22 protein-coding genes are annotated in these 23,314 nt (G+C 60.2%); 8 read left to right on the top strand and 14 right to left on the bottom strand.

Annotated elements, in window-relative coordinates; all coding sequences use genetic code 11:
• Positions 1–49: 49 nt before the first annotated feature.
• A complete protein-coding gene (locus C6366_RS07280; protein WP_107736668.1) occupies positions 50–442 on the top strand; it encodes a DUF4150 domain-containing protein in 393 nt (130 codons plus the stop codon).
• Here C6366_RS07280 and C6366_RS07285 read toward each other — a convergent pair.
• From C6366_RS07285 to C6366_RS07300, 4 genes are all read right to left on the bottom strand, one after another.
• The gene (locus C6366_RS07285; RefSeq protein WP_107736669.1) at positions 415–1,593 is read right to left on the bottom strand and encodes a DUF1786 domain-containing protein; all 1,179 of its coding nucleotides are present in this window, start codon (positions 1,591–1,593) and stop codon (positions 415–417) included. The genes C6366_RS07280 and C6366_RS07285 overlap by 28 nt on opposite strands.
• Positions 1,586–4,192, bottom strand: a complete 2,607-nt coding sequence (gene clpB, locus C6366_RS07290) for an ATP-dependent chaperone ClpB (protein ID WP_107736670.1) — start codon at positions 4,190–4,192, stop codon at positions 1,586–1,588. The genes C6366_RS07285 and clpB overlap by 8 nt, the downstream gene beginning before the upstream one ends.
• Before the next feature lie 74 nt (positions 4,193–4,266).
• Positions 4,267–4,584, bottom strand: coding sequence for a chaperone modulator CbpM (locus C6366_RS07295; RefSeq protein WP_107736671.1), 318 nt, complete (start codon positions 4,582–4,584; stop codon positions 4,267–4,269).
• 24 nt (positions 4,585–4,608) lie between these two features.
• Complete coding sequence (locus C6366_RS07300) at positions 4,609–5,607, bottom strand: DnaJ C-terminal domain-containing protein (RefSeq protein ID WP_107736672.1); 999 nt, start codon at positions 5,605–5,607, stop codon at positions 4,609–4,611.
• Between the two features lie 249 nt (positions 5,608–5,856).
• Between C6366_RS07300 and C6366_RS07305 the strand changes: the two genes are divergently transcribed.
• The 3 genes from C6366_RS07305 (at position 5,857) to C6366_RS07315 (ending at position 7,531) form a co-directional block, all read left to right on the top strand.
• Complete coding sequence (locus C6366_RS07305; protein ID WP_158269684.1) at positions 5,857–6,558, top strand: zinc dependent phospholipase C family protein; 702 nt, start codon at positions 5,857–5,859, stop codon at positions 6,556–6,558.
• 318 nt (positions 6,559–6,876) lie between these two features.
• A complete protein-coding gene (locus tag C6366_RS07310; protein WP_107736674.1) occupies positions 6,877–7,107 on the top strand; it encodes a hypothetical protein in 231 nt (76 codons plus the stop codon).
• Positions 7,097–7,531 (top strand): PIN domain-containing protein, encoded by a 435-nt coding sequence (locus C6366_RS07315; protein ID WP_107736675.1) that lies wholly within the window; start codon positions 7,097–7,099, stop codon positions 7,529–7,531. Before C6366_RS07310 ends, C6366_RS07315 begins: the two co-directional genes overlap by 11 nt.
• 124 nt (positions 7,532–7,655) lie before the next feature.
• Here the strand turns inward: C6366_RS07315 and C6366_RS07320 are convergent, their stop codons facing one another.
• The 10 genes from C6366_RS07320 to C6366_RS19550 form a co-directional block, all read right to left on the bottom strand.
• The gene (locus tag C6366_RS07320) at positions 7,656–8,204 is read right to left on the bottom strand and encodes a type I restriction enzyme HsdR N-terminal domain-containing protein (protein WP_107736676.1); all 549 of its coding nucleotides are present in this window, start codon (positions 8,202–8,204) and stop codon (positions 7,656–7,658) included.
• Between the two features lie 25 nt (positions 8,205–8,229).
• Positions 8,230–9,366, bottom strand: coding sequence for a dual specificity protein phosphatase family protein (locus C6366_RS07325; RefSeq protein ID WP_107736677.1), 1,137 nt, complete (start codon positions 9,364–9,366; stop codon positions 8,230–8,232).
• Entirely contained in the window at positions 9,363–11,954 is a 2,592-nt protein-coding gene (locus C6366_RS07330) for a PEP/pyruvate-binding domain-containing protein (RefSeq protein WP_107736678.1), read from the bottom strand. The genes C6366_RS07325 and C6366_RS07330 overlap by 4 nt, the downstream gene beginning before the upstream one ends.
• 16 nt (positions 11,955–11,970) lie before the next feature.
• Entirely contained in the window at positions 11,971–12,333 is a 363-nt protein-coding gene (locus C6366_RS07335) for a response regulator (protein WP_107736679.1), read from the bottom strand.
• Complete coding sequence (locus tag C6366_RS07340) at positions 12,333–14,426, bottom strand: ATP-binding protein (RefSeq protein ID WP_107736680.1); 2,094 nt, start codon at positions 14,424–14,426, stop codon at positions 12,333–12,335. The genes C6366_RS07335 and C6366_RS07340 overlap by 1 nt, the downstream gene beginning before the upstream one ends.
• Positions 14,427–14,458: 32 nt before the next feature.
• On the bottom strand, positions 14,459–15,385 hold the full coding sequence (locus tag C6366_RS07345; RefSeq protein WP_107736681.1) for a phosphate/phosphite/phosphonate ABC transporter substrate-binding protein: 927 nt from the start codon (positions 15,383–15,385) through the stop codon (positions 14,459–14,461).
• Between the two features lie 82 nt (positions 15,386–15,467).
• Positions 15,468–16,088, bottom strand: coding sequence for a hypothetical protein (locus C6366_RS07350; protein WP_107736682.1), 621 nt, complete (start codon positions 16,086–16,088; stop codon positions 15,468–15,470).
• A gap of 80 nt (positions 16,089–16,168) precedes the next feature.
• A complete protein-coding gene (locus C6366_RS07355) occupies positions 16,169–17,284 on the bottom strand; it encodes a sulfite exporter TauE/SafE family protein (protein ID WP_107736731.1) in 1,116 nt (371 codons plus the stop codon).
• Positions 17,285–17,399: 115 nt separating this feature from the next.
• Complete coding sequence (locus C6366_RS07360) at positions 17,400–17,924, bottom strand: 4Fe-4S dicluster domain-containing protein (protein WP_107736683.1); 525 nt, start codon at positions 17,922–17,924, stop codon at positions 17,400–17,402.
• Positions 17,925–18,067: 143 nt separating this feature from the next.
• Positions 18,068–18,211, bottom strand: coding sequence for a hypothetical protein (locus C6366_RS19550; RefSeq protein ID WP_158269685.1), 144 nt, complete (start codon positions 18,209–18,211; stop codon positions 18,068–18,070).
• A 618-nt stretch (positions 18,212–18,829) separates the two neighbouring features.
• Between C6366_RS19550 and C6366_RS07365 the strand changes: the two genes are divergently transcribed.
• The 4 genes from C6366_RS07365 to C6366_RS07380 all read left to right on the top strand — a co-directional run bounded on the left by C6366_RS07365 (position 18,830) and on the right by C6366_RS07380 (position 23,313).
• A complete protein-coding gene (locus C6366_RS07365; RefSeq protein ID WP_107736684.1) occupies positions 18,830–20,914 on the top strand; it encodes a molybdopterin-dependent oxidoreductase in 2,085 nt (694 codons plus the stop codon).
• 244 nt (positions 20,915–21,158) lie between these two features.
• On the top strand, positions 21,159–21,491 hold the full coding sequence (locus C6366_RS07370; RefSeq protein WP_107736732.1) for an arsenosugar biosynthesis-associated peroxidase-like protein: 333 nt from the start codon (positions 21,159–21,161) through the stop codon (positions 21,489–21,491).
• Between the two features lie 47 nt (positions 21,492–21,538).
• Positions 21,539–22,507: an arsenosugar biosynthesis radical SAM (seleno)protein ArsS gene (arsS, locus tag C6366_RS07375; RefSeq protein ID WP_107736733.1), complete on the top strand. Its 969-nt coding sequence runs from the start codon at positions 21,539–21,541 to the stop codon at positions 22,505–22,507.
• Positions 22,508–22,599: 92 nt separating this feature from the next.
• On the top strand, positions 22,600–23,313 hold the full coding sequence (locus tag C6366_RS07380; protein WP_107736734.1) for a TVP38/TMEM64 family protein: 714 nt from the start codon (positions 22,600–22,602) through the stop codon (positions 23,311–23,313).
• Position 23,314: the final 1 nt, after the last annotated feature.

Raw genomic sequence — 23,314 nt, forward strand, 5'->3', positions numbered from 1 at the left:
GTCAACGGGTTTTTTGATTGAACACTGACGATTATGCCACGGAGGGCCGATGTTTGCCGTAACCACCAACGCCGGTCGGATCGGCGGGGAATTGGACGTCTGCGGGACGCCTTCGGCTGGAGGAACCACGCCGGTCGTCTATGCCAACACCACGTCGCCGGCCCAGGGCAGGCCCAAGGCCCAAAAGCTGTTGGTCGCCGGGATGCCGGCCCTGCATCAAAACTCGTCCTGCGGGCCCAGCGCGGGGAACGAACAAGGGGTCGCCGGGGGAGTGGTGTCCGGGGAGGTCAAGGGGGCGGCGTCGTTCAGCACGGGCAGCGGCAAGGTGATGATCGAGGGCAGTCCGGCCGTGCGCCTGAACGACGCCGCGGTGCTCAACGGTGGCAATGGAGCAGGGCGGGTGTTGGAACCCAGTCAGGGCAAGGTGATGATCCTGTCCTGATCAGCGGCCCTGATCAGCGACCTTGGGCGCGTGAACTCCCAGCCTTGCAGCAACCCGAAACACCCGGCCAGCATCATGTCCCCGCCCGGGGCGAGGAACACGGCTCCGGTGTCCCGGAGCAGGGCGCGGCGGGGGCCGAGGACGTAGGTGGGGGCGAAGGCTCCGGCTTCCGGCGGCAGGTACAGGGTCAGGCAGCCGTGACCGTACTGGTCCATGACCTGTTGGTGGGTCAGCAGGCCGTGGCGGAACAGGTCCAGGTCGGCCAGGACGTCTTCCCGGCTCCGGTTGGAGTGCTGCTCGTAGACGCCGAGAATTTGGTCCTGGAAGAGCAGGAAGCCCAGGACGTGGCTGTTGCCCACGTTGACCACGCACACGCCTTGGGTGCGCTGGAGCTGCCGGACCTCGGGCTCGAAGAGCGCGCCGAGCACCGCGGCCGCGCCGGTGTCGGCCACCAGCCCGGCGCCAATGCGGGCTTTCAGGGTGCGCAGGCGGGTCAGCTGCGCGGGCGGGTCGGCAAAGACCAGGGCCTCGGGCCGTCCCTGGGCCTGGAGCAGGAAGTCGCGCCAAAGCTGGAACCTTCCGACGCGATTGCTGGAATCCGGGTGGTAGCCGTGATCCTGGGCCGCGGCCAGGATCAGGTCCGGGTAGTCCAGTCCGGCGGCGGCAAGGAAGGTCCGCCAGAATCCCGGATCAAAGTCCGCCAGATGCAGCGGGACGTGGCCGGGCGGGCAGGTTTCGGCCAGGTTCACGCCCAGGGCCCGGACCCGATCCGGATTGTCCCCCAGGGAAAAAGCCGCCTCCGGATGGGAGGCCAGGGGCAGGCCCTGCTCCAGATGGGCCTTGGCGGTCCGGAAAAAGCCGCCGCCCATGTTGTCCCCGTAGAGCCAGACGGCCCGCCGGGCCGCGGTCAGGGCCGCGAGCCGCTCGGCAATCACCCGGGCCGGGGAAGGCAGCACGAACTTGGGGCAGTTTTCCGGCTGCTCGCCGGGGATGTGCAACAGCACGTCCTGGGTCCCGCTGCCGATGTCCAGGCACAGAACGGAACGCGGCCCCTCTTCAAACTCCCGGGCCGCGCTTTCCTCTCGGTTCCCCTCTTCCGGGTTCTGACCTCTGACCTTTGACCTCTGATCTCTGTCTTTCACCTCACCCATTGTTCAGCACCAACCCCTCGTCGCCCACATCGATGCGGATCTTCTGGCCGTCCAGAATCTTGCCGGAGATGATCGCCTTGGCCAGCGGGGTTTCCAGGCGGGCCTGGAGATAGCGCCGTAAGGGTCGGGCCCCGTAGATCGGGTCGTAAGCCTCCCGGGCAATGAATTCCCGGGCCTGGTCGGCCATCTCCAGCTCGATCTTGCGGTCCGCCAAGCGTCCGCGCAGCCCCTGGAGCAGCAGGTCGATGATCTGCTTGATCTGTTCCAGCAACAGCGGCTTGAACAGGACCACCTCGTCCACCCGGTTCAGGAACTCGGGCCGGAAGTGGGAGCGCAACGTGCCCATGACCTGTTCCCGGGTGCCGGGCCGTAGCTCGCCCTCGGGGGTGATGCCTTCCAGCAGGTACTGGGAGCCCAGGTTGGAAGTCATGATGATGATCGTGTTCTTGAAATCCACGGTTCGACCCTGGCTGTCGGTCAACCGGCCGTCGTCCAGGATCTGGAGCAGGGCGTTGAACACGTCCTGGTGGGCCTTTTCCACCTCGTCGAAGAGGATAACGCTGTAAGGCTTGCGACGCACGGCCTCCGTGAGCTGCCCGCCCTCGTCGTAGCCGATGTAGCCGGGGGGCGCGCCGATCAGTCGGGCCACGGTGTGCTTTTCCATGTACTCGGACATGTCCAGGCGGACCATGTTTTCCTCGGTGTCGAACAGGGCCTGGGCCAGGGTCTTGCACAGCTCGGTCTTGCCCACGCCGGTGGGGCCGAGGAAGATGAACGATCCGATGGGCCGGTTGGGATCCTTCAGCCCGGCCCGTGCGCGTAGCACTGCGTCGGCCACGGCCGTGACCGCCTCGTCCTGGCCCACCACCCGCTCGTGCAGGGTGTCGCCCAGACGGAGCAGCTTTTCCCGTTCCCCTTCCAGAAGCCGCGAAACCGGGATCCCGGTCCAGCGGGAGACGATCTCGGCCACGTCGTCCGGGCCGACCTCTTCCTTGACCATCCGCGCCCCGCCGGATTCGGCGGTCATCTTGTCGTCCTGGGCGGAAAGCATCTTTTCCAGTTGGGCCAGCTTGCCGTAGCGCAGCTCGGCCACCCTGTTCAGATCATAGGCCCGTTCGGCTTCCTCGATTTCCAGGCGGACCTTTTCAATCTCCTCCTTGACGTTGCGCAACTCGTCGATGGTCTGCTTTTCCTTTTCCCACTGGGCCAGGAGCGTGCCCTGGGCTTCCTTGAGGTCGGCCAGTTCCTTCTCCAGTTTTTCCAGGCGGTCCCGTGAACTATCGTCCGTCTCACGCTTCAGGGCTTCCCGCTCGATCTCCAACTGGAGCACCTTGCGGTTGATCTCGTCCAGTTCCGAGGGCAGAGAGTCGATTTCCGTGCGCAGCATGGCCCCGGCCTCGTCGATCAGGTCAATGGCCTTGTCCGGAAGCTGGCGGTCCGTGATGTAGCGGTGGGAAAGCACCGCGGCCTCGACAATGGCGCTGTCGTTGATCCGCACCCCGTGATGCACCTCGAAGCGTTCCCGCAGGCCCCGCAGGATGGAGATGGTGTCCTCCACGCCGGGCTCGTTCACCAGCACGGGCTGGAAACGACGCTCCAGGGCCGGGTCCTTTTCGATGTGCTTACGGTATTCGTCCAGGGTGGTGGCCCCGATGCAGTGCAGTTCGCCCCGGGCCAGCATGGGCTTGAGCAGGTTGCCGGCGTCCATGGCCCCCTCGGCCTTGCCAGCGCCGACAATGGTGTGGATTTCGTCGATGAAGAGCAGAATCCGGCCCTCGGACTGCTGGATATCCTTGAGCACGGCCTTGAGCCGTTCCTCGAATTCACCCCGGTACTTGGCTCCGGCAATCAGTGCGCCCATGTCCAGGGAGAAGACGGTCTTGCCCTTGAGGCCCTCGGGCACGTCCTGCTTCAGGATGCGCTGGGCCAGGCCCTCCACGATGGCCGTCTTGCCCACCCCCGCCTCGCCCACCAGGACAGGGTTGTTCTTTGTCCGCCGGGACAGCACCCGGATGCAGCGGCGAATTTCCTGATCCCGACCGATGACCGGGTCCAGCTTGCCCTTGCGGGCCTCCTCCACCAGATCGCGACCGTACTTTTGCAGAGCCTCGTAGGTGTCTTCCGGGTTGGCCGAGGTGACCCGCTGGTTGCCGCGGACTTCGGTGAGCACGGCCAGGATGCGGTCCGGGGTCAGGCCGAACTGTTTGTTCACCCGCCCGGCGGCCGTGGAGGAGGGCTCCTCCAGGATGGCCAGCAGGACGTGCTCCACGCTGACGTATTCGTCCTGCATCTTTTTGGCCATTTGCTGAGCCTTGAGCAAAACGCCGTTCAGACGCGGGGTCACCACCACTTGACCGGGCTGGGCCCCGGGGCCGCTGATTTTGGGCAGCTTGCCGATCTCGCTTTCCAGGGCTTGCATGTAATTCTGCGGCTTGACTCCGGCTCGATCCAGTAAGCGGGGCGCCAGGCCGTTCTCCTGGCTGACCAGGGCCAGGAGCAGATGCTCCACGTCGATTTGCTGATGCCCGAAACGAATGGCCGCGGCCTGGGCCTCGGCCAGGGCTTCCTGGGATTTCTGGGTGAATTTGTTCATGTCCATATGCGGTTCCTCCTTGGAGGTGGAATGGTGCGATGGGAGTTATGGGACGTATGAGAATGATGGGGGCATGGGAGTTACAGCAAACGCCGCAGGTCGCGGACTTGCAACTCCAGGTCTTCGATGCGTTCCAGGAGGTCGATGATGATGGTTCCGGCCAAGGCGGGCAGTTCGAAGTCGGTGCAGATTCGCTCCAGCTTGCTAACCTTGTACACGTCCCGGGGATGGAACAGGTAGCAGTCTTCCTGGGTCCTGTTCGGGCAGAGCCAGCCCAACTCGACCAGCTCGCCCAGTCTGGTCGGGTGGATTCCGGTCAGTTCGATGAACCGGGACCAGATCACCAGTTCCGACGTCGCGGGCAGTTCCTCAGTCAGTATTTTGATGCTCAGTGCCATGGATTATTGCTCCCTGTGAATTGATCAGCCGTCATGCCGGGGCTGAAACGTGGACGTCCGGGCCAGTTGTTCCCACAATTCGCGCTCCTGGTCGGTGGGCTTTTCCGGGACCGCGATCATCACGCGGATCAGCTGATCGCCCTGCTGGTCGCCCTTGCCCAGGCCCTTGCCGCGCAGGCGCAGCTTCCTGCCGCTGCCGGTCCCGGCCGGGATGTTCATTTCCACGGCTCCGGCCAGGGTTGGAACCCGGACTTTGGTTCCCAAAGCCGCTTCCCAGGGCGTCAGGGGCAGATCGTAGATGATGGAGTTGCCCTCCAACTTGAATTTGGGGTGCGGGGCGACCCTGATCTTCAGGTACAGATCCCCGCTGGGACCACCGCGCATGCCGGGCGAGCCCTGCCCGGCCAGCCGGATACGGGATCCGTTCTTGATCCCGGCCGGGATGTTCACCTGCAGGGACTTGGTTTCCATGCGCGGCATTCCGTCCGGGCCCATCACCTGCTCCTGAAAGGAAATGGTCCGGCTGCCCCCGGTAAAGGCGTCTTCCAGGGGCAGTTCCATGCCCACCTCCACGTCCCGGCCCTTGGTCTGCCGGGGACCGAATCCTCCGGAACCGAAGGGGTCGCCTTGGTAGCTTTGTTCTCCGCGAAACTGGCCGCCGAAGATGGTCTCGAAAAAGTCGCTGAACCCGCCGAAGCCGCCTTCGAATTGCGGACCGCCAGAAGGGCCACCGGACGAATACGAACGGAATCGGCTGGAATCAAAGCCCGGAGGCGGTTGAAAATTCTGGCCGTGCTGCCAGTTCGGGCCCAGGGAGTCGTACAGCTTCCGCTTCTCCGGGTCCTTGAGCACTTCGTAGGCCTCGTTGATTTCCTTGAACTTCTTCTCCGCTTCGGGGTTGTCCGGATTCAGATCCGGGTGGTACTTCCGGGCCATCTTCTTGAATGCCTTGGAAAGCTCGTCCTGGGACGCGGTCTTGGATACGTCCAGGAGTTGGTAATAGTCTTTGAAGGAAACGCTCATGGTCGATTATTCTCCTTGCGCAAGATCAACGTGGCAAGATGTGGAAATGAATGCCCAAGATAGGGAGGAAACACTGGCTGTCAAGTTTTTGACTTGAAATGGATCAGGCGACACTCTGGACATTGCATGGAAAGAGCATACCTGATGCGCTGCACGAGGAAAAGCGGGCGAAAGGAACAAAGCGCCTTGCGGTCTCTGGCAGGTTCGGCTAGAGATGCCGGATTCAACTTCGGAGGAAACCGAATCGTTATGTTCATCAGATGTCTGCTGGTCCTTATCGGGCTGCTCGTCATACCGTCCACCGCTTGGGCCTGGGGGCCGCTGACCCACATCTACGTGGCCAGCGAACTGTTCGCCTACGCCTCGATCATCCCATCCGCCATATTTGGGCTGTTGACGAAATATCGTCAAGACTTTTTATACGGCAACCTGATGGCGGACATGATTCTGGGCAAGAGCTACCTGCCCGAGGACAAGAGCCCGCACAGCTGGACCACGGGAATGCGGTTTCTGGATCAGGCCCAAAACGACTCGGAAAAGGCCTTTGCCTACGGCTATCTCTGTCACTTGGCCGCCGACACCGTGGCCCACGGGATTCTGGTGGAGGAACAGCAGGAACAGTCCCATGCCTGGCTGGAGATGCAGGCCGACGCCATGATTCACCGTGCCTACTGGTTGCAGTCCGTGAGCTTCAGCCGGGCCGTGCAGCGGCGCAACGACCGTTTCCTGGAAAGCTCCCTGGACAGCTATATCTTTTCGTTCAAGACCAATAGAAAAATCTACAAAAGCCTCGTCTTCCTCTCCCTGCTCAACGTCCGCCGCAAAATTCGAGTGGACAAGGAGTACATCCACGAACTTCACGACCATTCCCTGGCCCGGATGATCAGCCTGCTTCGAGACGGCGAAAAATCTCTGGTGCTCCAGGAAAACCCCATGGCCGTCAAACACTGATCGGCGGTCCCTTTCCCTTTTTCCGGCCTTCCGAAAAGCCCGCGCTCCACATGGGGCGGATGATCAGCGATGAGCTCCGCCCGGTCTCGGGTACCATTTTCGCGTGCGCATAGCGCACCGTCTCTCCCACCTGTCCTTCTCTACGGACCGGTCTTCCCCCTCGCCACCCTGGCTTCAATGATGGCTTCAAAATCACGCACCGTGCGGTCGGGCATGGTTGCCTCCATATCTTTATGAGCTATTGGGCGTGACTTGTCTTCTCATTGCTCCACGTGTTACGCGTGTGGCACGTATTTACGTGACAAAAGGAGGTTGCTGATGAAACAGAATATTACGCTGGCCCTGGAAAAGGATTTGTTGTCTGAATTGAAAGTCCTCGCCGCCCGGAAATCCATGTCCATCAGCGGGATGCTCAGCAGCCAACTCAGGGAAATCGTGGAGCAGGAAAAGCAATACGAGCAGTGCAAAAACAGGGCGCTGGCCTCCCTGCGCCAAGGCTACCACTTTGGCGGACGTCCCGCTTCAAGGGAAGAGCTCCATGCCCGGTAAGCGGTTCCTAGATACCAACATCCTGATCTACGCCCACGATCTGGACGCGGGACGGCGTCATGACGTGGCCGCCTCGCTTGTAGCGGAACTTTGGGAAACCGGGCAGGGTGTGCTCAGCATCCAGGTTTTGCAGGAGTTCTATGTCAACATCACCCGGAAAATCCCACAGCCCTTGACGCCCTCCATTGCCCGCGGGCTCATTGAAAATTATTGCGCCTGGGAGGTCATGACACCGGAAGTCCAGGACGTGCTCCGCGCATCCGAGGTCCAAGAAAGAAACAGCCTCTCGTTCTGGGATGCCATGATCATCGTTTCCGCTTCCAAGGCCGGAGCCGATATCGTCATCAGCGAAGATCTCAATGCCGGGCAATGCATTGAAGGAGTGCTCGTCCGCAATCCCTTCGTCAGCCAAAACAAGACATGATCGCCCCGTAACCCAGCCAAGGGCGCATTTGGCTGGGTTACAGGGCGATTCGGCGTGCATTCGATCTTCAGCTTTGCACCCCCGGCCTCGCCCCCAGGCACTGCTCCATGACGTGGAGCGCGGTTCAGGTGGGGCATTCCTGGCCGCAACAGCCTTCCAGAAAACCGCTGTACATGTAGAAGACACGCTGTTCCCGGGCCAGACGGGCCGGGTCCAGGTCGGGGGCCGGATGTTCGGCCAGGAGATTTTGCAGTTCCTCCCAGGAGGGGATGGCGACGAAACCGTCGGCCAGAACCTTGCCGCTGGCGGCGCTCAGGAGCTTGGCGTCCTTGCTGTCCGTGACAATGACCAGGGGAGCCGGGCCGTCAGGCAACAGCCTGGCTGCGTACATCGCCTCCCGGGTGTAGGTCTCCGGGGTGCCGGAGCAGAAGAGCAGGGCGAGAGCCGGGCGGCCTTGCCCGTCGCGAACCAGGATGTCCACATTGCGGGAGAAGGGTTTGTCGTCCACGTGGAACTGAATGGCAACGCGCGGGGAAAGGTTGTCCTTGGGGTAGCCTTTTTCCTCCACCAGTAGCCGGGCCAAGCCCTGGCGCAGATCCTCGTAGGTAGTCATTTCCAGGTTTTCGCCGGTCAAGTAGTCCTGAATGCTTTGATCAAGGCTGACTTCGTGCACGGAGTGCTCCTTGTACAGGTTTGGATCAAAATGGGTTTTCTCGGGGTTTCCCCGTGGTTTCCTCGGTTCCGCCGGGCGGAACGGTCGTTTCGGCTTGAAGCGAGCCGCCCTGGCCGGACAATAAATGAAAAAACGACTGGACGAACCGACCTGAAACCACGTCCACCAGGGGGAATCTCACCCGGGGGCGCTTGCAGAAGTCGCCGGTCAGGGCCAGGAACAGCCCTTGAGAAAGCTGTTCGGTGCGGGATTGCAGCGCCTTCAGAAAGACCTCGTTCTCCGGCACGGAGGGCAGGCCGTCCAGGCGGCAGGCCAGGGGGCGCGACGGATAGACCAGACAGCGGCCTTCGCTCAGCAACGGGCAAAACAAGCCGACCTCGGCGAACCGTGGCGGCAGGTCTTCCTCCCGTGTCTCCCGGCGCAAGGCCCGAATGGAGCGGGTGGTTTCCACGGAGCGCTCAATGGCCGCCAAACGGTCAGCGCTGCGCAACTTGCGGTTCAGGTGGTGGGTCAGGTAGGCGGCTTCGATCAGACTGACCTCCAGGTGCCGGGTGCAGCAGCGGATATGGTCCAGGCCGCAAAATTCCGGATTCGGAACCTGCCTTTCAACCCGCTGGTTCGCTTCGCTCAGCAGCAGTTCGTGGTCCGTGAAGAACGGACCCAGGTCTACAAGTGTCTTCCACTCCAGGGAGGGTTCCCGGATGGTCAGCCGGCCTTCCTTCTTGCCGATCTTGCGCACCAGCCACCATTGATCGAAATTGGCCGGCTGGGAGCGCAGCTTCTTGAGCTTCTGCTTGACCAGCTTGCTGCCCAGCCCCCGCCGCAGGAGATAGGCCGAGATGACCGTTCCGGTCCGCCCGATGCCGTGACGGCAATGAACGTAGACCTTCTTGCCCAGGTAGATGGCCTCGTCCAGCCAGGCCAGGGCTTCTTCCAGGGCTTGGAGTTGGGGCGTTTCCTCGTCTTCCACCGGGAGGTAGTGGACCTCAAAGCCCTGGCTGGATTCGATGTCGTGCAGGTCGCAGTACTCGGCGCAGAGGTTCAGAATGGCGTCCACACCCTCGGTCCGGAGATGGTCCAGGTGGTCGTAGGACATGGGAGCCGGTCCGGTGGCCAGGTTTGGGGTGACCCAGTAGACGGGATATGTTCCTGTGTCGCTCATGATTGCTCCTCGGCCGGACGCCATTTGCCCTGCATTTCCTCGGCCAGACGCAACGCATGTTCGCGGCTTTCCAGGGCCATGTCCAGCAGCGGGGTGCGGCCCAGGAGATATCCCAGGACGTTCAGCCGCAGTTCGGTACGCAGTTTGTCCTGGCGGGCGCACTTGGCCTCCAACAGGTCTTCCCGGATCCGAACCTGGAAGTCGAAGGATTGGAGCACGGTCTGGATCATCTCCAGGCGCCAGCTTTTTTTTTCGTCGATCCCACCTCCGCCCTTGAACCGGAACTGAATGTAGTTCTCCTCGGCCCGTTCACCGGCCAGGCAGTCCAGCACGGCGAAGTGATATCCGAAACGCAGCAGCAGATGGGCGTAGTGGCTGGCCAGCAGGGCATAGCTGCTCAGGAGGGAGGACTTGAGGCTGAAGATGCCCCCGCTGACTTGGTCGAAGCGCTCCCAGTCCAGATGCAGCAGTCCCTCGGACCAGGCAACGTCTTTGTCCGTCAGGCCGGCCCATACGGCCAGCATCGGCCCGCTACGAACGTGCTCCATGGTCAGGGCGCGCTCGTTTTCGGCCCCGGCGCGAAGCCCGTCGCCCAGGTCCAGGACGTGCATGACGATGGGGATATCGCTCTCCAACGGCTTGGCCCGCCGCATGCCCCGGCCCTTGATGTCCATCAGGGAGAACATTTCCCGTGTACCGTGCTCGTGGACGAGGCGGACCACGTCGTGCACGCTTTGGCAATGATCCGGGGAGAAGGTATCGGCCTCCGGATCGGTCAGGTTCAGGGACGCGATCAGCTTGAGCAGCGGAGTCATTCGCCGCTGGAAGGGCGTGGGCGGTTTGGCCCGCTGCCTTTGTTGCCATTGAAGCAATTCCTGGAGCTCGCCGTCGTAGACCACGCCGCGGTGGGCGTCCATGGTCACCAGGCGGTCCTGTTCCAGGGCCGCGGCCCCGCTTCCGATGCCCACGATCACCGGCAGGCCGAATTCCCGGGCCACGGAGGCGAAATGGCTGGCCTTGCCGCCCTGCTCGGCGATCACGCCGGCTGCCTTGTGAACGATCTGGACCAGGGAGGGCGGGATGCCCGGAGCAAGGACCACGGCCCCCTGGGGCACGGCGTCCAGGTCCGCTTCCGAAGTGATGCGGTGTATCCGGCCCGAAGCGACCCCGATGCTGGCCGGAGTGCCCACGTCCAGGATCGAGGCCACGTGGTCCGAGGGCTGGGGGGTGGCGCGGTCCGCCTCGTCCATGCTTTCCGACGGAACGCTGCCGTTGTCTTCCCCTGGGGCTGTGACGTGGATCGGACGGGATTGAAGGATCATCAGATTGCCGGCATGGTCCTGGGCCCATTCGATGTCCTGGGGGCGGCCGAAGGCCTGCTCCAGTTCCAAGCCCCACCGGGCCAGGGTCGTGGCGGAGGCGTCGTCCAGGCAGAGTTCGTCGCGCAAGGTGGGCAGGGGGCGATCGTCCTGTTCCGGGGCGGCCTGTTTGGCCAGAAAATGGGTGGGGTCCCGGCGGGAGACCAAAAAAGTGTCCGGCACCGCGCTGCCGTCCACCAAGCGGCTGCCAGCTCCGGTTACGGCGGAGATCACTAGGCAGGCGCCTTTGCACAGATCCAGCGGGTCGCGGCTGTAGACCACCCCGCTGGTTTTGGCTTCGATCATCGGCAGGACCAGCGCGGCCATGGCCGTCTGGGCGTCGCTCAGGCCGTAGTGCAGGCGATAGGTCAGGGCCTTGGAAGTGAACTTTCCGGCCAGGACGTCCTTATAGGCGGACCAGAAATCCCGACGGGAGACGTTGAGTCGCGTGGCGTACTGCCCGGCGAAGGAGGCGTCGCCGTCCTCGGCCAGAGCGCTGCTGCGCACGGCGAACAACGGCTCCGCGGCCTGTCGGTCGGCGGTGTTTCCGGGTTCATCCTTGGCCATGGCTTCGAGCTGGCCCAGGGACGCGTCGACCTCCTCGGCCATGTCGTCGGGAACAACACCCTCAAGAATGGCTTTCCGGATCAGGGCCGCCGTACGTTCCAAGCGCTCGGGCCGCCGGAAGTCCAGGGTCAGGAGCTTCTTGCGCACCATCTCCCGCAGTCCGTTGGCCTGCAGAAAACGCTGGTAGGCGTTGGTGGTGATGACCAGGGCCGGGGGCACCGGGATTTCAGTCCGAGCAATGATTTGGGTCAGCCCTTGGGCCTTGCCGCCCATGACTTCGCGGGCGCTCTCCGTAGCGGAGCCTTTTTCGAGGTGCAGCACGTATGGCCTTTCCGGTCGCCAGTGTTCCTGGCCGAGCAAGGCCTCGATCTCTCCGCGGATGCGCCCGCAAGCCGGGGCAAGGGCCGGGTAGCCGTCCGGAGCCATGCGTTGGAGCCGGTCCGCCAAGCGGTCCATGGAGTCCAGGAGGTGACGCGCCAGCAGTTCCACCCGGGACCAGTCCACCAGGATCGGTTCCCGGCCGATCTCTTCCAGCCGGGTGATGGCTTTCAGGCAAAGCTTGTCTTCATGCAGCAGCTCCCGAAACAGGCCGAACTGGCGGCGAACCGCCTCATCCGGGGTGAAGACCCGTTCGGCCCAGCGCTTGATGGATGCAAGAGCCATGGCGTTTTCCCTTTCGTCATCCCTTGGCCAGAATTTCGGCGGTCTTCTCTTCCAGTTCGTCGATGTCGATGGGTTTGACGCAGTATTCGTCCGCTCCCAGCTGCAAGGCCTCTTTGGCCGTTTCCAGAGTGGGGTAGCCGGTGAGCATCATCACCCGGATTCTTGGGTTGATTTTTTTCAGTTCTTCCAGGACTTCCACGCCGCTCATCTTCTTCAGCTTGATGTCCAGAATGGCCATGTCCACCGGGTGTTTGCGGGCATACTCGAAGGCCGGTTCCTCGTCGCTGAACACGTGGACCTGATGGCCCTTGCGGGTCAGAATGCGGCGCAGCATCATGCCCACGTCCAGGACGTCGTCCAAAACCAGAATATCGGCCATCACGCCTCCTTTTTGGGAATTTCAATGCATTCGTCCGGGGGGAGTTCGTTGCCTTCCAGCGGCAGTTCCACGAAAAAAACCGTTCCCGGTCCGGGTTTTTTGGAGCAGGCAGGGGAAACGTCCACATACTCGCTGGGTACCGGGCTGATGGCGCTGATGCGTCCGCCATGGTCCTTGATGATGCCGAAAGTCACGGATAGCCCCAGCCCTGTTCCCTTGTCCACGGGTTTGGTGGTGAAAAAAGGCTCGAATATTTTGTCCAGGTCGTCTTCGGCCACTCCGCCTCCGGTATCGGCCACGGCTACCACCAGCCGACGTCGATGGGCGCAGAGTTTGGAGGTGACGGAAATGCAACCGTCATCGCCGATGGCATCCGCGGCGTTGTTGTACAGGTTGATCCAGACCTGCTTCAGTCGCTCCTTGTCCCCGGAAATGGGCGGAATCCTGTCATCCAGGTGCAGGTTGATGATGATCCGGTTCTGTCGAAAGATATGCTCCACCAGCTCGGCCACTTCCCGCAGCGAGTCGTTGATATCCATGGGCAGGGCGGCTTGTTCCGTGGTCCGAGAGAAGCTGAGGAGGTCGGCCACGATCTTGCGGCAGACCTGGGCCTGTTTCTCGATGATCCCAATGTCCTGGGCCACTGGGTCGTCCGCGGGAAAGTCCTTGAGCAGCAATTGGGAATAACCGAGGATGATGCTCAGCGGGGTGTTGATTTCGTGGGCCACTCCTCCGGCCAGTCGTCCCAGATCCTCCATCTTCTGGGAATGGATCAGTTTTTCCTGATACTGCTTGACCACCGTGATGTCCCGGGCCGTGGTAAGCAGCCCGATGATTCTGTCGTTCTCCACCACCGGAACCTTGACCACGTGATGCCACTTCTTGCCTTTGCCTCCTCGGGTCATGATTTCCTTGGACAAGGGGCGACTGGTGAGCAGGATCTGCATGTCCTCATGGTAATTGCGATCCGCCTGCTCGTCGCTGTAAATGTCGAAATCCGTGCCGTCGATGATTTCTTCCTCCTCCCGGCCCACGTGCCGACAAAAGGCCTTGTTCACGGCCAGATAGGCCAGTTCTTCGTCCTGGAGGGCGACCAGGTCCGGGGTAACGTCCAAGATGGTGTTCAAGAGCTGCTTTTGTCGGGCCAGGTTGCGCTCGGAACGGCGCAGTTCCTCGATATGGTTCTTCAAGGTAAGAGCCATGAAGTCGAAGGATTCGGCCAGGCTCTGGATCTCGTCACCAGAGTTGCGGCGGTAGACCGGACAGTTCCGGCAGTCGTCGAGTTTTTCCGGAAAGCTGCCCGCGGAGCAGTCCGGACAGAAGGTTCCGGCGAGGTACCAGCAGCGGCGCAGGCGGTCCTCGTGGGCCGGGCAGCGTTTTTCCTTACAGTTCATGATTTCCCAGCAGTTCCTGTCCGGGGCGGGGCTGATCTGAACGTCCAGGTTGCTTTTGACGACCTGTTCCGCGGAGTGGCGCAAAGCATTGATCCGTCTGGTCACGGTGCGGGCAAAGAAGGTGCTGCCGATCAGGGCTAAAAGGGTCGCCCCGGCGGTGGCGGCCAGGTTGATCCACATTAGACGGTCGATGGCCGTCTTGATGGTGGAGTGGGACAGGGCGATGCGCACCGTTCCTAGCCGGGTGCTCCCAACCATCACCGGAGCGGCGAAGTCATACAGCCGTTCTCGTCCGGTATCCAAAAAGCGCATTCCAAAGGGTTGATGATCCTCTACCTGGTTGACCTGGAGCAGGGCCACGGGGAATCCGTCGCGAAAGGTGTGGGCCATGACCTGGCCGTGGCGGTCCACGATGAAGGCATAGACCAAGTCCTTGCGGTCGCCCTGGTCCACCATCTCGGTCACCAGGTTGGTCAGCCGGAGGAAGTTCATGGACAGGATGGATTCCGCGGAGCGGGCCGAAAGGTTCACGGAGAGCACCTCGCCCCGGAGCAAGGCTTCTCGGAGCACGGCCCGGGAACTGACCGCGTAGTTGATGGCCCCAAGTAGCAGGCCGAAGCAGACGATGATCAGGGCCAGTCCGAGATTGATCTTGGTCTGGAAGGAAAGGCGGGAAAGGTACTGGAGAGCGGCGCGCATAGCTGAGTGTTGGAAAAGTCCTTTGTTGGCGGCTATTCCAATCCGGCCCGGCGGACCAGATCGCGCACGGCGTCGAGATCCTCGGGGCTGGCGGGAAGAATGGCGCGCATGGCCGCGCTTTCCAGGATCAAGCGGTGTTCCGGATTGGAGATGTCCAGGGCGAACATGGCCTCCTTGACATCCCGGATCACTTCCTCGGCTAATCCGGCCCGTGCCGCGAAGCTCCAGCCTGGATAGCGCGGCGTGCGGGCCAGAATTTTGATCTGACCCAGATCGATTTTGTCTTCCAACAATTCCAGCGCACCCTCGCGCACCGTGCCCACGTCGTAGCGCCCGGCATAGACGCCGAGGATTACGCTTTCCTGTTTGCCGCCCGGCCCGGGAGCAAAGACGATCTCCGCGAAGTCCTCGGGTTGGATGCCGTTGTCGATGAAGTGGCCCAGACCGAACAGGTAGCCTCCGGCGGAAAATTGATCCACGGCGATCCAGCGCTTGCCGCGACAGTCCGCCAGAGTGCGGATGTCTGGATTGTCCGCGCGGACGATGATCAGACCCCCGAAGGCCGCTTCGCCGCTGGGCTCCACGATCTTGGCGAAGACCTTGGCCCCTGAGCTTTCCGCGGTCAGAGCGTAAACAAAGGGATTGGCGTAGGAAATGTCGATCTTGCCCTGGGCGACCATGAGCATGTGCTCATGGAAGGTTTCCGGAAAGATCTGTTGGATGTTCAATCCCGTGGTTTCAGACAGATACTGGACCAGGCGGTGGTGGCGCTCGAAGGAGACGGTATGTGAGAACTGGGGTAGGTAGGCATAGGTGATCACCGGCTGGCGCTCTCCGGATGTCTGTTCTTCTCGTAGGGTCATGTCTACTTTGACCGGGGCCGGTTGATCGCCGCATGCTGCCAGGAAAAAAAGAAACAACAAAGAGAGCAGTATCTTCAGGTGATGTCTGGGCGTCATGAGACCTCCGGTGGAACGTGACCGCTGTGACACTGGATATTGGGACCGGAAGGACGGTTGCGAGAGCACCTCCGGGAAGTGATCACCCCGGCAATCCCTTGTGCTTGTCCACATCCGCCCAGGTAATCATTTTTTCGTCTTCCTGGCCGGGGCGGCGCAGCTTGGGCGCGTCGTCGCCATGGAACAGGGGCAGCCAGGGCTTGAGCTTGGCAAAGCAGATCCGGACCAGAATGTACATGGGGATGAACACGGCCGGATAGCCCACCACATCGGGCAGCAGGGGGATGGGGTAGGCCAGTTCGAATTCAATGGCCTCGAACCGTGTGTGCATCCAGGCCAGGGCAAAGGGCACGGGCCAGACCGAAGCCGCACTCTGGGAAATGGTGGCGAAAAAGTACTTGCCCCAGGCTTCATTGGCCATTTTGTTGCAGGCCCGGTAGCTTTCCTTATCCTTGTGGATGATGGCCTTGACGGACAGGTTGTGCAGGCGGATGGATTCCTGCTCCAATTTCTTGAGATGTGTGCGGTTGATGCGCCCGACCCCGAGGGAAGTGAGTTCGCCGATCAAGGTACACCAGAGGGACAAGAGAAACGTTCCGAAGAAAAAACCGCTGACCGGATTGGAGATGAGGCGAAAGGTGGAGATGAGGAACATATCCAGCCATTGGTATATGGAAGTGTATATTTCGTGAAATTCTTGCATACAGGAATACATATCCCAGATTGAAGAGAAAAAAAAGGCTGGCGGTCGCCGCCAGCCTTTTTCTCAAGAAGGTTATCGATCTAGCCGAAGAACATGGTCATGATGTTCTTGCCCAGGAAACCGCGGGCCATGAAGTCCAGGCCGACGTAGAAGGCCAGGATGATGAAGACGCGTTTCAGCCATTTGTCCGGGATATACTGAGAGGTATACGGACCGACCATGGAGCCGACGACAATGCCCACCAACTGGGTGCCGATGAGCGGCCAGTGGACCAGAACGCCCTGCTGCAAATAGCTCAGAATACTGGTGATCATTCCGATGAGCACGGCCAGGGCCGAGGTGCCCGCGGAAAGGTACATGGGCAGGCCGGTGACACTGGTCAGGAAGGGCACGAGCATGAACCCGCCGCCCACGCCCAAAAAGGCGGCGATGGCCGCGATAATGAAGCCGCCGAAAATCGGGAAGAGCGGATTGAAGGAAAACTCGACGCCATAGAAAGTGAAAGCGATTTTGCCGAGAGAAAACTTGGTCATCTTAACGCCCAGTTCGCTGGTGTCCACTTTCTCGCCGGATCGTTTCTTTTTCATCGTGGATTCAAAAGCGTCCGCGGCCTGCTTGGCCTTTTTTTTGCCGGCCGCGCCGCGCGGCGTGGTTTCGTACAGCATGTAGCAGCCCAGGAACAAGACGAAGATTCCGAAGTACCCGACATAGTCACGGAAGGATATTTTACCGGCGGTCAGCAAGGGAATCAGATAGCTGCCCGCTATCGAACCGATGGCCAGGGCCGCGGCCACCGGCAACACGAGCCGACCCATCTTGTAGTAGTTGATGGAGGAGATGAGAGCACTGGTTCCGACCATGAACTGGTTGGAAACGCGAATGGAGTCCGTGACGGCCCGGTTGATGGTCGGGGCGGACTGTCGGAAGGTTCCGGCATAGTTGCCCAGACCGTACACCGTAATATGTCCGACGCCGGCCATGATGCCGCCGAAAGCGCCGACGGTGGAGAATATCCAGCCGACCCAGATGGCCCAGAAGAAGGCCAGGATCAGATTGATCTGCGGCCCGCCGGGAATGCCGAGGTAGCCAAGCGGCGCTTCCGGGTTGATTTCGCCCCGTTCCGTGCCCTTGGGAGCAGCGTCAATGGCCTCCTGGAGGTTGGCCACCTGTGCCCAGCCCGATTCGGATGCTATCATGATCGTCCCAAATGTCAGCAGTAACGCTGCAATCAAAAATGTTTTTCTGTGCATTCCACACCCTCCCCTGCATGTTACACTGTTTACGAAAACCTGCATATTGCCCTGCCTCGCCTTACTGCCTGGGCAATGATCGATGCTTCTGGAGAAGCAACCCGACTGCAGGAGCCTCGGTCTTTTTGAAGGAAACCTCCGCGGCTGGCAAAAACTCCAAGGCATGCGCCGTACATCCGCTTACACAGGCTGGCTTCAAGCCTTGATCCAGTCGATCCATGCACAAATCGCACTTGAAGGCCTTTTTCGTATCTTTGTTCAGGGCCGGGACATTCCAGGGACAGGCTTGGATGCAGGCCTTGCACCCGACGCAGAGATTTGTTTGAACATGAACAATACCGTCCCGTCCTCGCCTGGTCATGGCCCCGGTGGGGCAGGACAGGATGCACCAAGCCGGGTCGCAATGAAAGCAAGGGATGAACATGTTCATGATTTTGGGCAGCCCTTTCTTCATGACCGGTCCGGCGCTGACCATCTTGCCGAACCGAACCCCGGGCGGCAGCTCGTTCTTGGCCTGGCAGTGAATCTCGCAGGCCCTGCAGTCGATGCAGCGGCTCTGGTTGGTTTTGATGAAATATTTGCTCACGAGGACACCTCCTGCAAAGGGTTAAGAGTCTTTTACGATAATCCGCGACAAAACTGCCGCAAAAATGTGGCATCAGGGATTTGGGCTCCAAGGTGGACGCCGAAGGCGACGTAGGCCAATGTGCGCATCAGGTTGTCCTACCGTCAGGAGGGGTTGAGGGCGAAACAGGCGTTGCGGTTCTGGACGGTTCGTCCACGGCCATCGACGATGGCGTACTGATCCTCGTAGGCGAAGGGGCCACCGGAAATGACGCAGCAGGCCAGCCGAAGGTCATGGGGCAGAAGCACATGGAGCGGCACATGTAGGGTGGTGTTGAAGCACGTTCCTTGAATGATAAATACGCAAAAAATGGGCGTATCAAAACTTTTACGCAACTAAAAAAGAGAACCGTCATGTTTCAAGATGTGGCGATATTCGTTTCTTGTTTACGAGACCAAATTCACTAAATGGCATCAATGTGTGATTTTTTTGTGAATGGTTGTCACTACAGTAAAACGTCATGATTTCATCATCAAGACGTCCAAAATATGGCCCACAAAACACACGGAAAAACACGGAAAAGTTTGAATGCAAGGTCGTCTCGTCCGCTGTTTCCGTGAAAATTTCGCTGTAGCGTAACTTGAATGCGAATAATACTAACTCGTTAATAATCTAAAAAGTTTGTTGTTTTTGAAGTAAGCAGTGTTAAGCATATTTTGGAAATCGGTGTCAAGGGATGTTCGTTTTGTGAAAAAAATACTTTGATGTGTTTTGAGAAACCATATTGCGTTGGCGAGTCAACTTGTGATATTATAAATATGTACTTAAATACTACGAATTATTTTTTTGATTTATTGTCCATTGTTACGTCGCACCGTTCCAGGTGCAGTGGCTCATGGGATTACAAAAATAGTCAGGGGGAACGAATGGCCAAGGAAAAAGTTTTCAGTGTCTGCGGGATGTGCACGGTGCGCTGTCCCATCCAGGTGGACGTGGAGGACGGCGAGTGTACGTACATCCAGGGTAACCCTCATGCGCCGGGCTTGCAGGGAGCCTTGTGCGCACGGGGCGGAGCGGGGCTTGCCTTGCTCAACGACGCAGAGCGACCGCAGTTTCCAATGATCCGTCAAGGCGAACGAGGCGAGGGCAAATGGAAGAGGGTGACTTGGGACGAGGCCCTGGATTATGTCGCGGAGAAAATCAAGACCGTGACGGACGTTCACGGCGGGAAGGGCGTGCTCTGGAGCGATCGGGGCGGCCCGTTCATTGATCTGCACCAAGCCTTTATGCGCGGCTTGGGCTCCCCCAACTACTGCAACCACGACTCAGCCTGCGCCCGCAATGTCCAGCACGCGGCCCAATCCGTGTTCGGCTTCGGCCGCAAGGCCATGGTCTACGACTACAAGAACGCCAAGCATATCGTGCTGCAAACCCGGAATCTGTTCGAGGCCATCAATGTTAAGGAGGTCAATGATACCCTGGACGCCCTGGGCAAAGGCTGCAAGCTGACCGTCATCGATATCCGGGCCACTGTTACCGCCAGCAAGGCCACCCGGTTTTTCATGGTTCGGCCCGGAACGGACTATGCGTTCAACCTGGCGGTTATCCACGAGATATTGAACAAGCAGCTCTTCGACGCGGAGTACGCTTCCCGCTTCATCCAGGATATGGACGCACTCCAAGCCTTCACCGCCCAGTACACTCCGGAATGGGCGGAGACCGAAACCGGGGTGTCGGCCAAGGAACTCCGGACGTTCGTTGAAGAACTGGCCACGGCCAGCCCCTCCGTGATCTGGCATCCTGGCTGGATGAACGCCCGCTACTCCGACTCCTTCTACATGTCCCGCACAGCCTACATTATCAACGCGTTGTTGGGCTCCATCGGGGCCAAGGGTGGGCTGCCCATCGCCGCAACGCCCAAGGACGTCGGCCGCAAAGGCTTGAAAAAGTTGGTCGATTTTTATCCCAAGCCGGAAGACAAACGCGCGGACGGCGTAGGCTGGAAGTATCCCCACTTTGACGCCGGGCCGGGATTGCTGCATCTGGCCTTCAAAGCCATCGAGACCGAAGAGCCCTATCCGGTCAAGGCGTATATCGCCTACCGGCATGACCCGCTGATGGCCTATCCGGACCCGGAGGCCTTGAAGAAGGTCTTCGACAAGCTGGATCTGATGGTTTCCGTGACCTTCAGTTGGTCGGACACGGCTTGGTACTCGGACGTGGTCCTGCCGCTGTCCACGTATCTGGAGCGGGAAAGCATCCTGGCGGGAAAAGGCGGCCTGAAGCCGTCCATGTTTATCCGTAACCGCGCCGTTCCCCCGCGCTTTGAAACCAGGGCGGATTGGGAGATTCTGGGCGGGCTGGCCAAGCGATTGGGCATGGACAAGCTGGCCTTTGATTCCATTGAGGACATCTGGGCTTACCAGTTGGATGGAACCGGTGTGAAAATCGAAGATTTCCAAGCCAAGGGCTCGGTTTCCCTGACCGACACGCCCAAGTACTTCACCCCGGACGAGTACGCGTTTAAGACGCCGTCCAAGATGATCGAAATCATCAACCAGAAATGGGAAAAGCAGGGCCTGCCCTCGCTCAAACCCTACGTCAGCCCGGATAAGCCCGGAGAAGGCCAGTTCAGGATTACGTTCGGGCGTTGCGGCGTGCATACCCAGGGCCATACCGTGAACAACACGATTCTGGCTGGTCAGATGTCGGAGAACGTGCTCTGGATGAACAATGAGACGGCCAAGGCCATGGGTATCGCCGACGGCCAGACCGTGGAAGTCGCGGCCAACGGGTATGCTGGAAAGATCAAGACATTCCTGACCGATTTCATTCACCCCGAAGCCGTGTTCATGATTCACGGGTTCGGGCATACTCTCCCGGTGGAAAGCCGAGCCAGAGGCAAGGGCGTGGCGGACCACATGCTCATGCCCGGAGGTATCGAGAAATGGGACCTGGCCGGCGGGGCCATTGCCATGCAGGAGCACTTCGTCACGGTGCGCAAAGTCTGATCAACGTCGACGCGTATACTCGAGTGAATCAAGAACGGCGGCTTACATCCAGTAGGCCGCCGTTTTGTTTTTCAAGTTGCTCTAAAACGAGAGGCGGAGTCGCTTGGCAAAATCTCGGCGAACGCGCCGCCACTGGCGGGTGTTGCTTTTCCGGCAGAATATCCTAATGATTATACCTGGGACTTGAACGAATAGGGCGTATATCCCGACGTCCTTGCAACCTTTGATGCAAAGCGAGGAACCCATGACATCCTATTACGACCCGCAGGATTTGGCGCGTTTTTCTGAAATCGGCAAAGACGCGCCGGAACTGGCCGCGAAGTTTTTCGAGTACTACGGTGCCGTCATGGCCGAGGGAGAACTTACGGCTCGGGAAAAGAGCCTGATTGCTCTGGCCGTGGCCCATGCCGTGCAGTGCCCCTACTGCATCGACGCCTATGCCAAGGAATGCCTGGAGCAGGGCTCGAACACGGCGGAGATGACCGAAGCCGTGCATGTGGCGGCGGCGATCCGCGGGGGCGCGTCTCTCGTTCATGGATTACAGATGCGCAATGTCGTGGATAAGCTTTCCTTGTAGGCATGTCGGATGATTTTGACATGACGTTGGAACCGCAAGATCCTGCCATGCAGGAAACCCAACCAGCACCTTGCCCTTCCGCCTGTGTCGGTTTTGCCCAGACCTTGGCCCAGTACGGGCTGCGCCTGGTGCGTGAGCAGACTCATACACTGCAGATCAACACTGGGCTGCTGTGCAACCAGTCCTGTCGACACTGCCACCTGGAGGCCGGGCCGTCCCGCAAAGAGGTCATGGACCGGAAAACCATGGACCAGGTCGCGGACTACGCGGCCCGAGGCGGGTTCCAGACGGCCGACGTGACCGGTGGCGCGCCGGAAATGGTTCCGGGAATCGATCATCTCCTGACTCGTCTGGCCGCGGCAGTGCCAAGGGTCATGCTCCGCTCCAACCTCACCGCCATCACGGACTCGGACCGGGAGCACCTCGGACTGCTCTGTCGCGACTTGAAGATCGTTCTCGTCTGTTCGCTTCCGGCGACCCATGCCTCCCAGACCGACGCCCAGCGCGGCAGCGGGGTCATGGATTGCAGCGTAAGCGCCCTGCAGTGGCTGAACACCCTGGGCTACGGACAGCCCGGAACCGGGCTGGAGCTCAACCTGGTTTCCAACCCGGCCGGGGCGTTCATGCCGCCGGACCAGGGTCGGACAGAGGAGCGTTTTCGCCGGGATCTGCAACGCAAGTGGGGTATCGTCTTCAACAGCCTGTACACCTTTGCCAATGTACCTTTGGGCCGGTTTCGGACATGGCTCGAGGCTTCAGGCAACTATGAACAGTACGTGGCTCGCCTGACTGAGGCCTTCAATCCCGAGGCTGTGACCGGCCTGATGTGTCGGAATCTGGTTTCCGTGGATTGGAGCGGGGAACTGCACGACTGCGATTTTCATCTGGCCAAGGGCATTCTCCTGGGCGGGATGCGACAGCACGTCACAAAAATGCACAGCCCCCCTATTCCCGGCGCGTCCATTGCCACGGCCGAGCATTGCTATGCCTGTACCGCGGGTTCCGGGTTCACCTGAGGGGGGAGCATCGCGGCAACGTAGAGGCGGCCGGTCGGTCGCTTGCACACAGCAGACCTGGTTTGAAGCACAAAACAATCGCGGTAACCAAAATGCAATCAAAATCCGTTCAGAAAATCGCACTCGTACTGGCCCTGTCCGCCCTGGTTGGGGCGTTTTTTCTCTTTGACCTGGGGCAGTATTTTTCCCTCGACTACATCAAGGATTCCCAGCAACGGTTTCAGTCCCTGTACACTGAAAAGACCGTCACGGTGATCGCCGTGTACATGGGCGTCTATATTCTGGTCACTTCCCTGTCTCTGCCCGGGGCCGTCATCATGACCCTGGTCGGGGGAGCCTTGTTCGGCCTGGCGGTGGGAACGGTGGTGGTTTCCTTTGCCAGCACCATCGGGGCCACGCTGGCCTGCTTCGTTTCCCGGTTCGTTCTTCAGGATTGGGTCCAGCGCCGGTTCGGGCAACGTCTTGTTGCGGTCAACCAAGGCATTGAGCGGGAAGGGGCTTTTTATCTGTTCACGTTGCGCCTGGTTCCCCTTTTCCCGTTTTGGATGATCAACCTGGTCATGGGATTGACCCGGATGAAGCTGCGCACTTTCTTCTGGGTCTCCCAGGTGGGCATGCTCCCCGGCACCCTTGTCTACGTCAACGCCGGCCGGGAACTGGGGCGGATCGATTCATTAGGTGGTATCCTCTCTCCGGGTTTGATTTTTTCTTTTGTCCTGCTGGGTATCTTCCCATTGGCCACGAAAAAGATCATGGTCTGGTATCGTTTAAGACAGAACAAGCTTTATCCAGACGTTCCTGAATAAG

The organism is Desulfonatronum sp. SC1, from assembly GCF_003046795.1.
GTDB lineage: Bacteria > Desulfobacterota > Desulfovibrionia > Desulfovibrionales > Desulfonatronaceae > Desulfonatronum.

Bases quoted from the DNA above. Each gene is read 5' to 3' on its own strand.
- C6366_RS07380 (WP_107736734.1), top strand. From the start codon at position 22,600: ATGCAATCAAAATCCGTTCAGAAAATCGCACTCGTACTGGCCCTGTCC.
- C6366_RS07305 (WP_158269684.1), top strand. From the start codon at position 5,857: ATGTTCATCAGATGTCTGCTGGTCCTTATCGGGCTGCTCGTCATACCG.
- C6366_RS07335 (WP_107736679.1), bottom strand. From the start codon at position 12,333: ATGGCCGATATTCTGGTTTTGGACGACGTCCTGGACGTGGGCATGATG.
- C6366_RS07300 (WP_107736672.1), bottom strand. From the start codon at position 5,607: ATGAGCGTTTCCTTCAAAGACTATTACCAACTCCTGGACGTATCCAAG.
- arsS (WP_107736733.1), top strand. From the start codon at position 21,539: ATGCAGGAAACCCAACCAGCACCTTGCCCTTCCGCCTGTGTCGGTTTT.
- C6366_RS07370 (WP_107736732.1), top strand. From the start codon at position 21,159: ATGACATCCTATTACGACCCGCAGGATTTGGCGCGTTTTTCTGAAATC.
- C6366_RS07340 (WP_107736680.1), bottom strand. From the start codon at position 14,426: ATGCGCGCCGCTCTCCAGTACCTTTCCCGCCTTTCCTTCCAGACCAAG.
- C6366_RS07310 (WP_107736674.1), top strand. From the start codon at position 6,877: ATGAAACAGAATATTACGCTGGCCCTGGAAAAGGATTTGTTGTCTGAA.
- C6366_RS07295 (WP_107736671.1), bottom strand. From the start codon at position 4,584: ATGGCACTGAGCATCAAAATACTGACTGAGGAACTGCCCGCGACGTCG.
- clpB (WP_107736670.1), bottom strand. From the start codon at position 4,192: ATGGACATGAACAAATTCACCCAGAAATCCCAGGAAGCCCTGGCCGAG.
- C6366_RS07350 (WP_107736682.1), bottom strand. From the start codon at position 16,088: ATGCAAGAATTTCACGAAATATACACTTCCATATACCAATGGCTGGAT.
- C6366_RS07330 (WP_107736678.1), bottom strand. From the start codon at position 11,954: ATGGCTCTTGCATCCATCAAGCGCTGGGCCGAACGGGTCTTCACCCCG.
- C6366_RS07355 (WP_107736731.1), bottom strand. From the start codon at position 17,284: ATGATAGCATCCGAATCGGGCTGGGCACAGGTGGCCAACCTCCAGGAG.
- C6366_RS07325 (WP_107736677.1), bottom strand. From the start codon at position 9,366: ATGAGCGACACAGGAACATATCCCGTCTACTGGGTCACCCCAAACCTG.
- C6366_RS07285 (WP_107736669.1), bottom strand. From the start codon at position 1,593: ATGGGTGAGGTGAAAGACAGAGATCAGAGGTCAAAGGTCAGAGGTCAG.
- C6366_RS07365 (WP_107736684.1), top strand. From the start codon at position 18,830: ATGGCCAAGGAAAAAGTTTTCAGTGTCTGCGGGATGTGCACGGTGCGC.
- C6366_RS07280 (WP_107736668.1), top strand. From the start codon at position 50: ATGTTTGCCGTAACCACCAACGCCGGTCGGATCGGCGGGGAATTGGAC.
- C6366_RS07345 (WP_107736681.1), bottom strand. From the start codon at position 15,385: ATGACGCCCAGACATCACCTGAAGATACTGCTCTCTTTGTTGTTTCTT.
- C6366_RS07315 (WP_107736675.1), top strand. From the start codon at position 7,097: ATGCCCGGTAAGCGGTTCCTAGATACCAACATCCTGATCTACGCCCAC.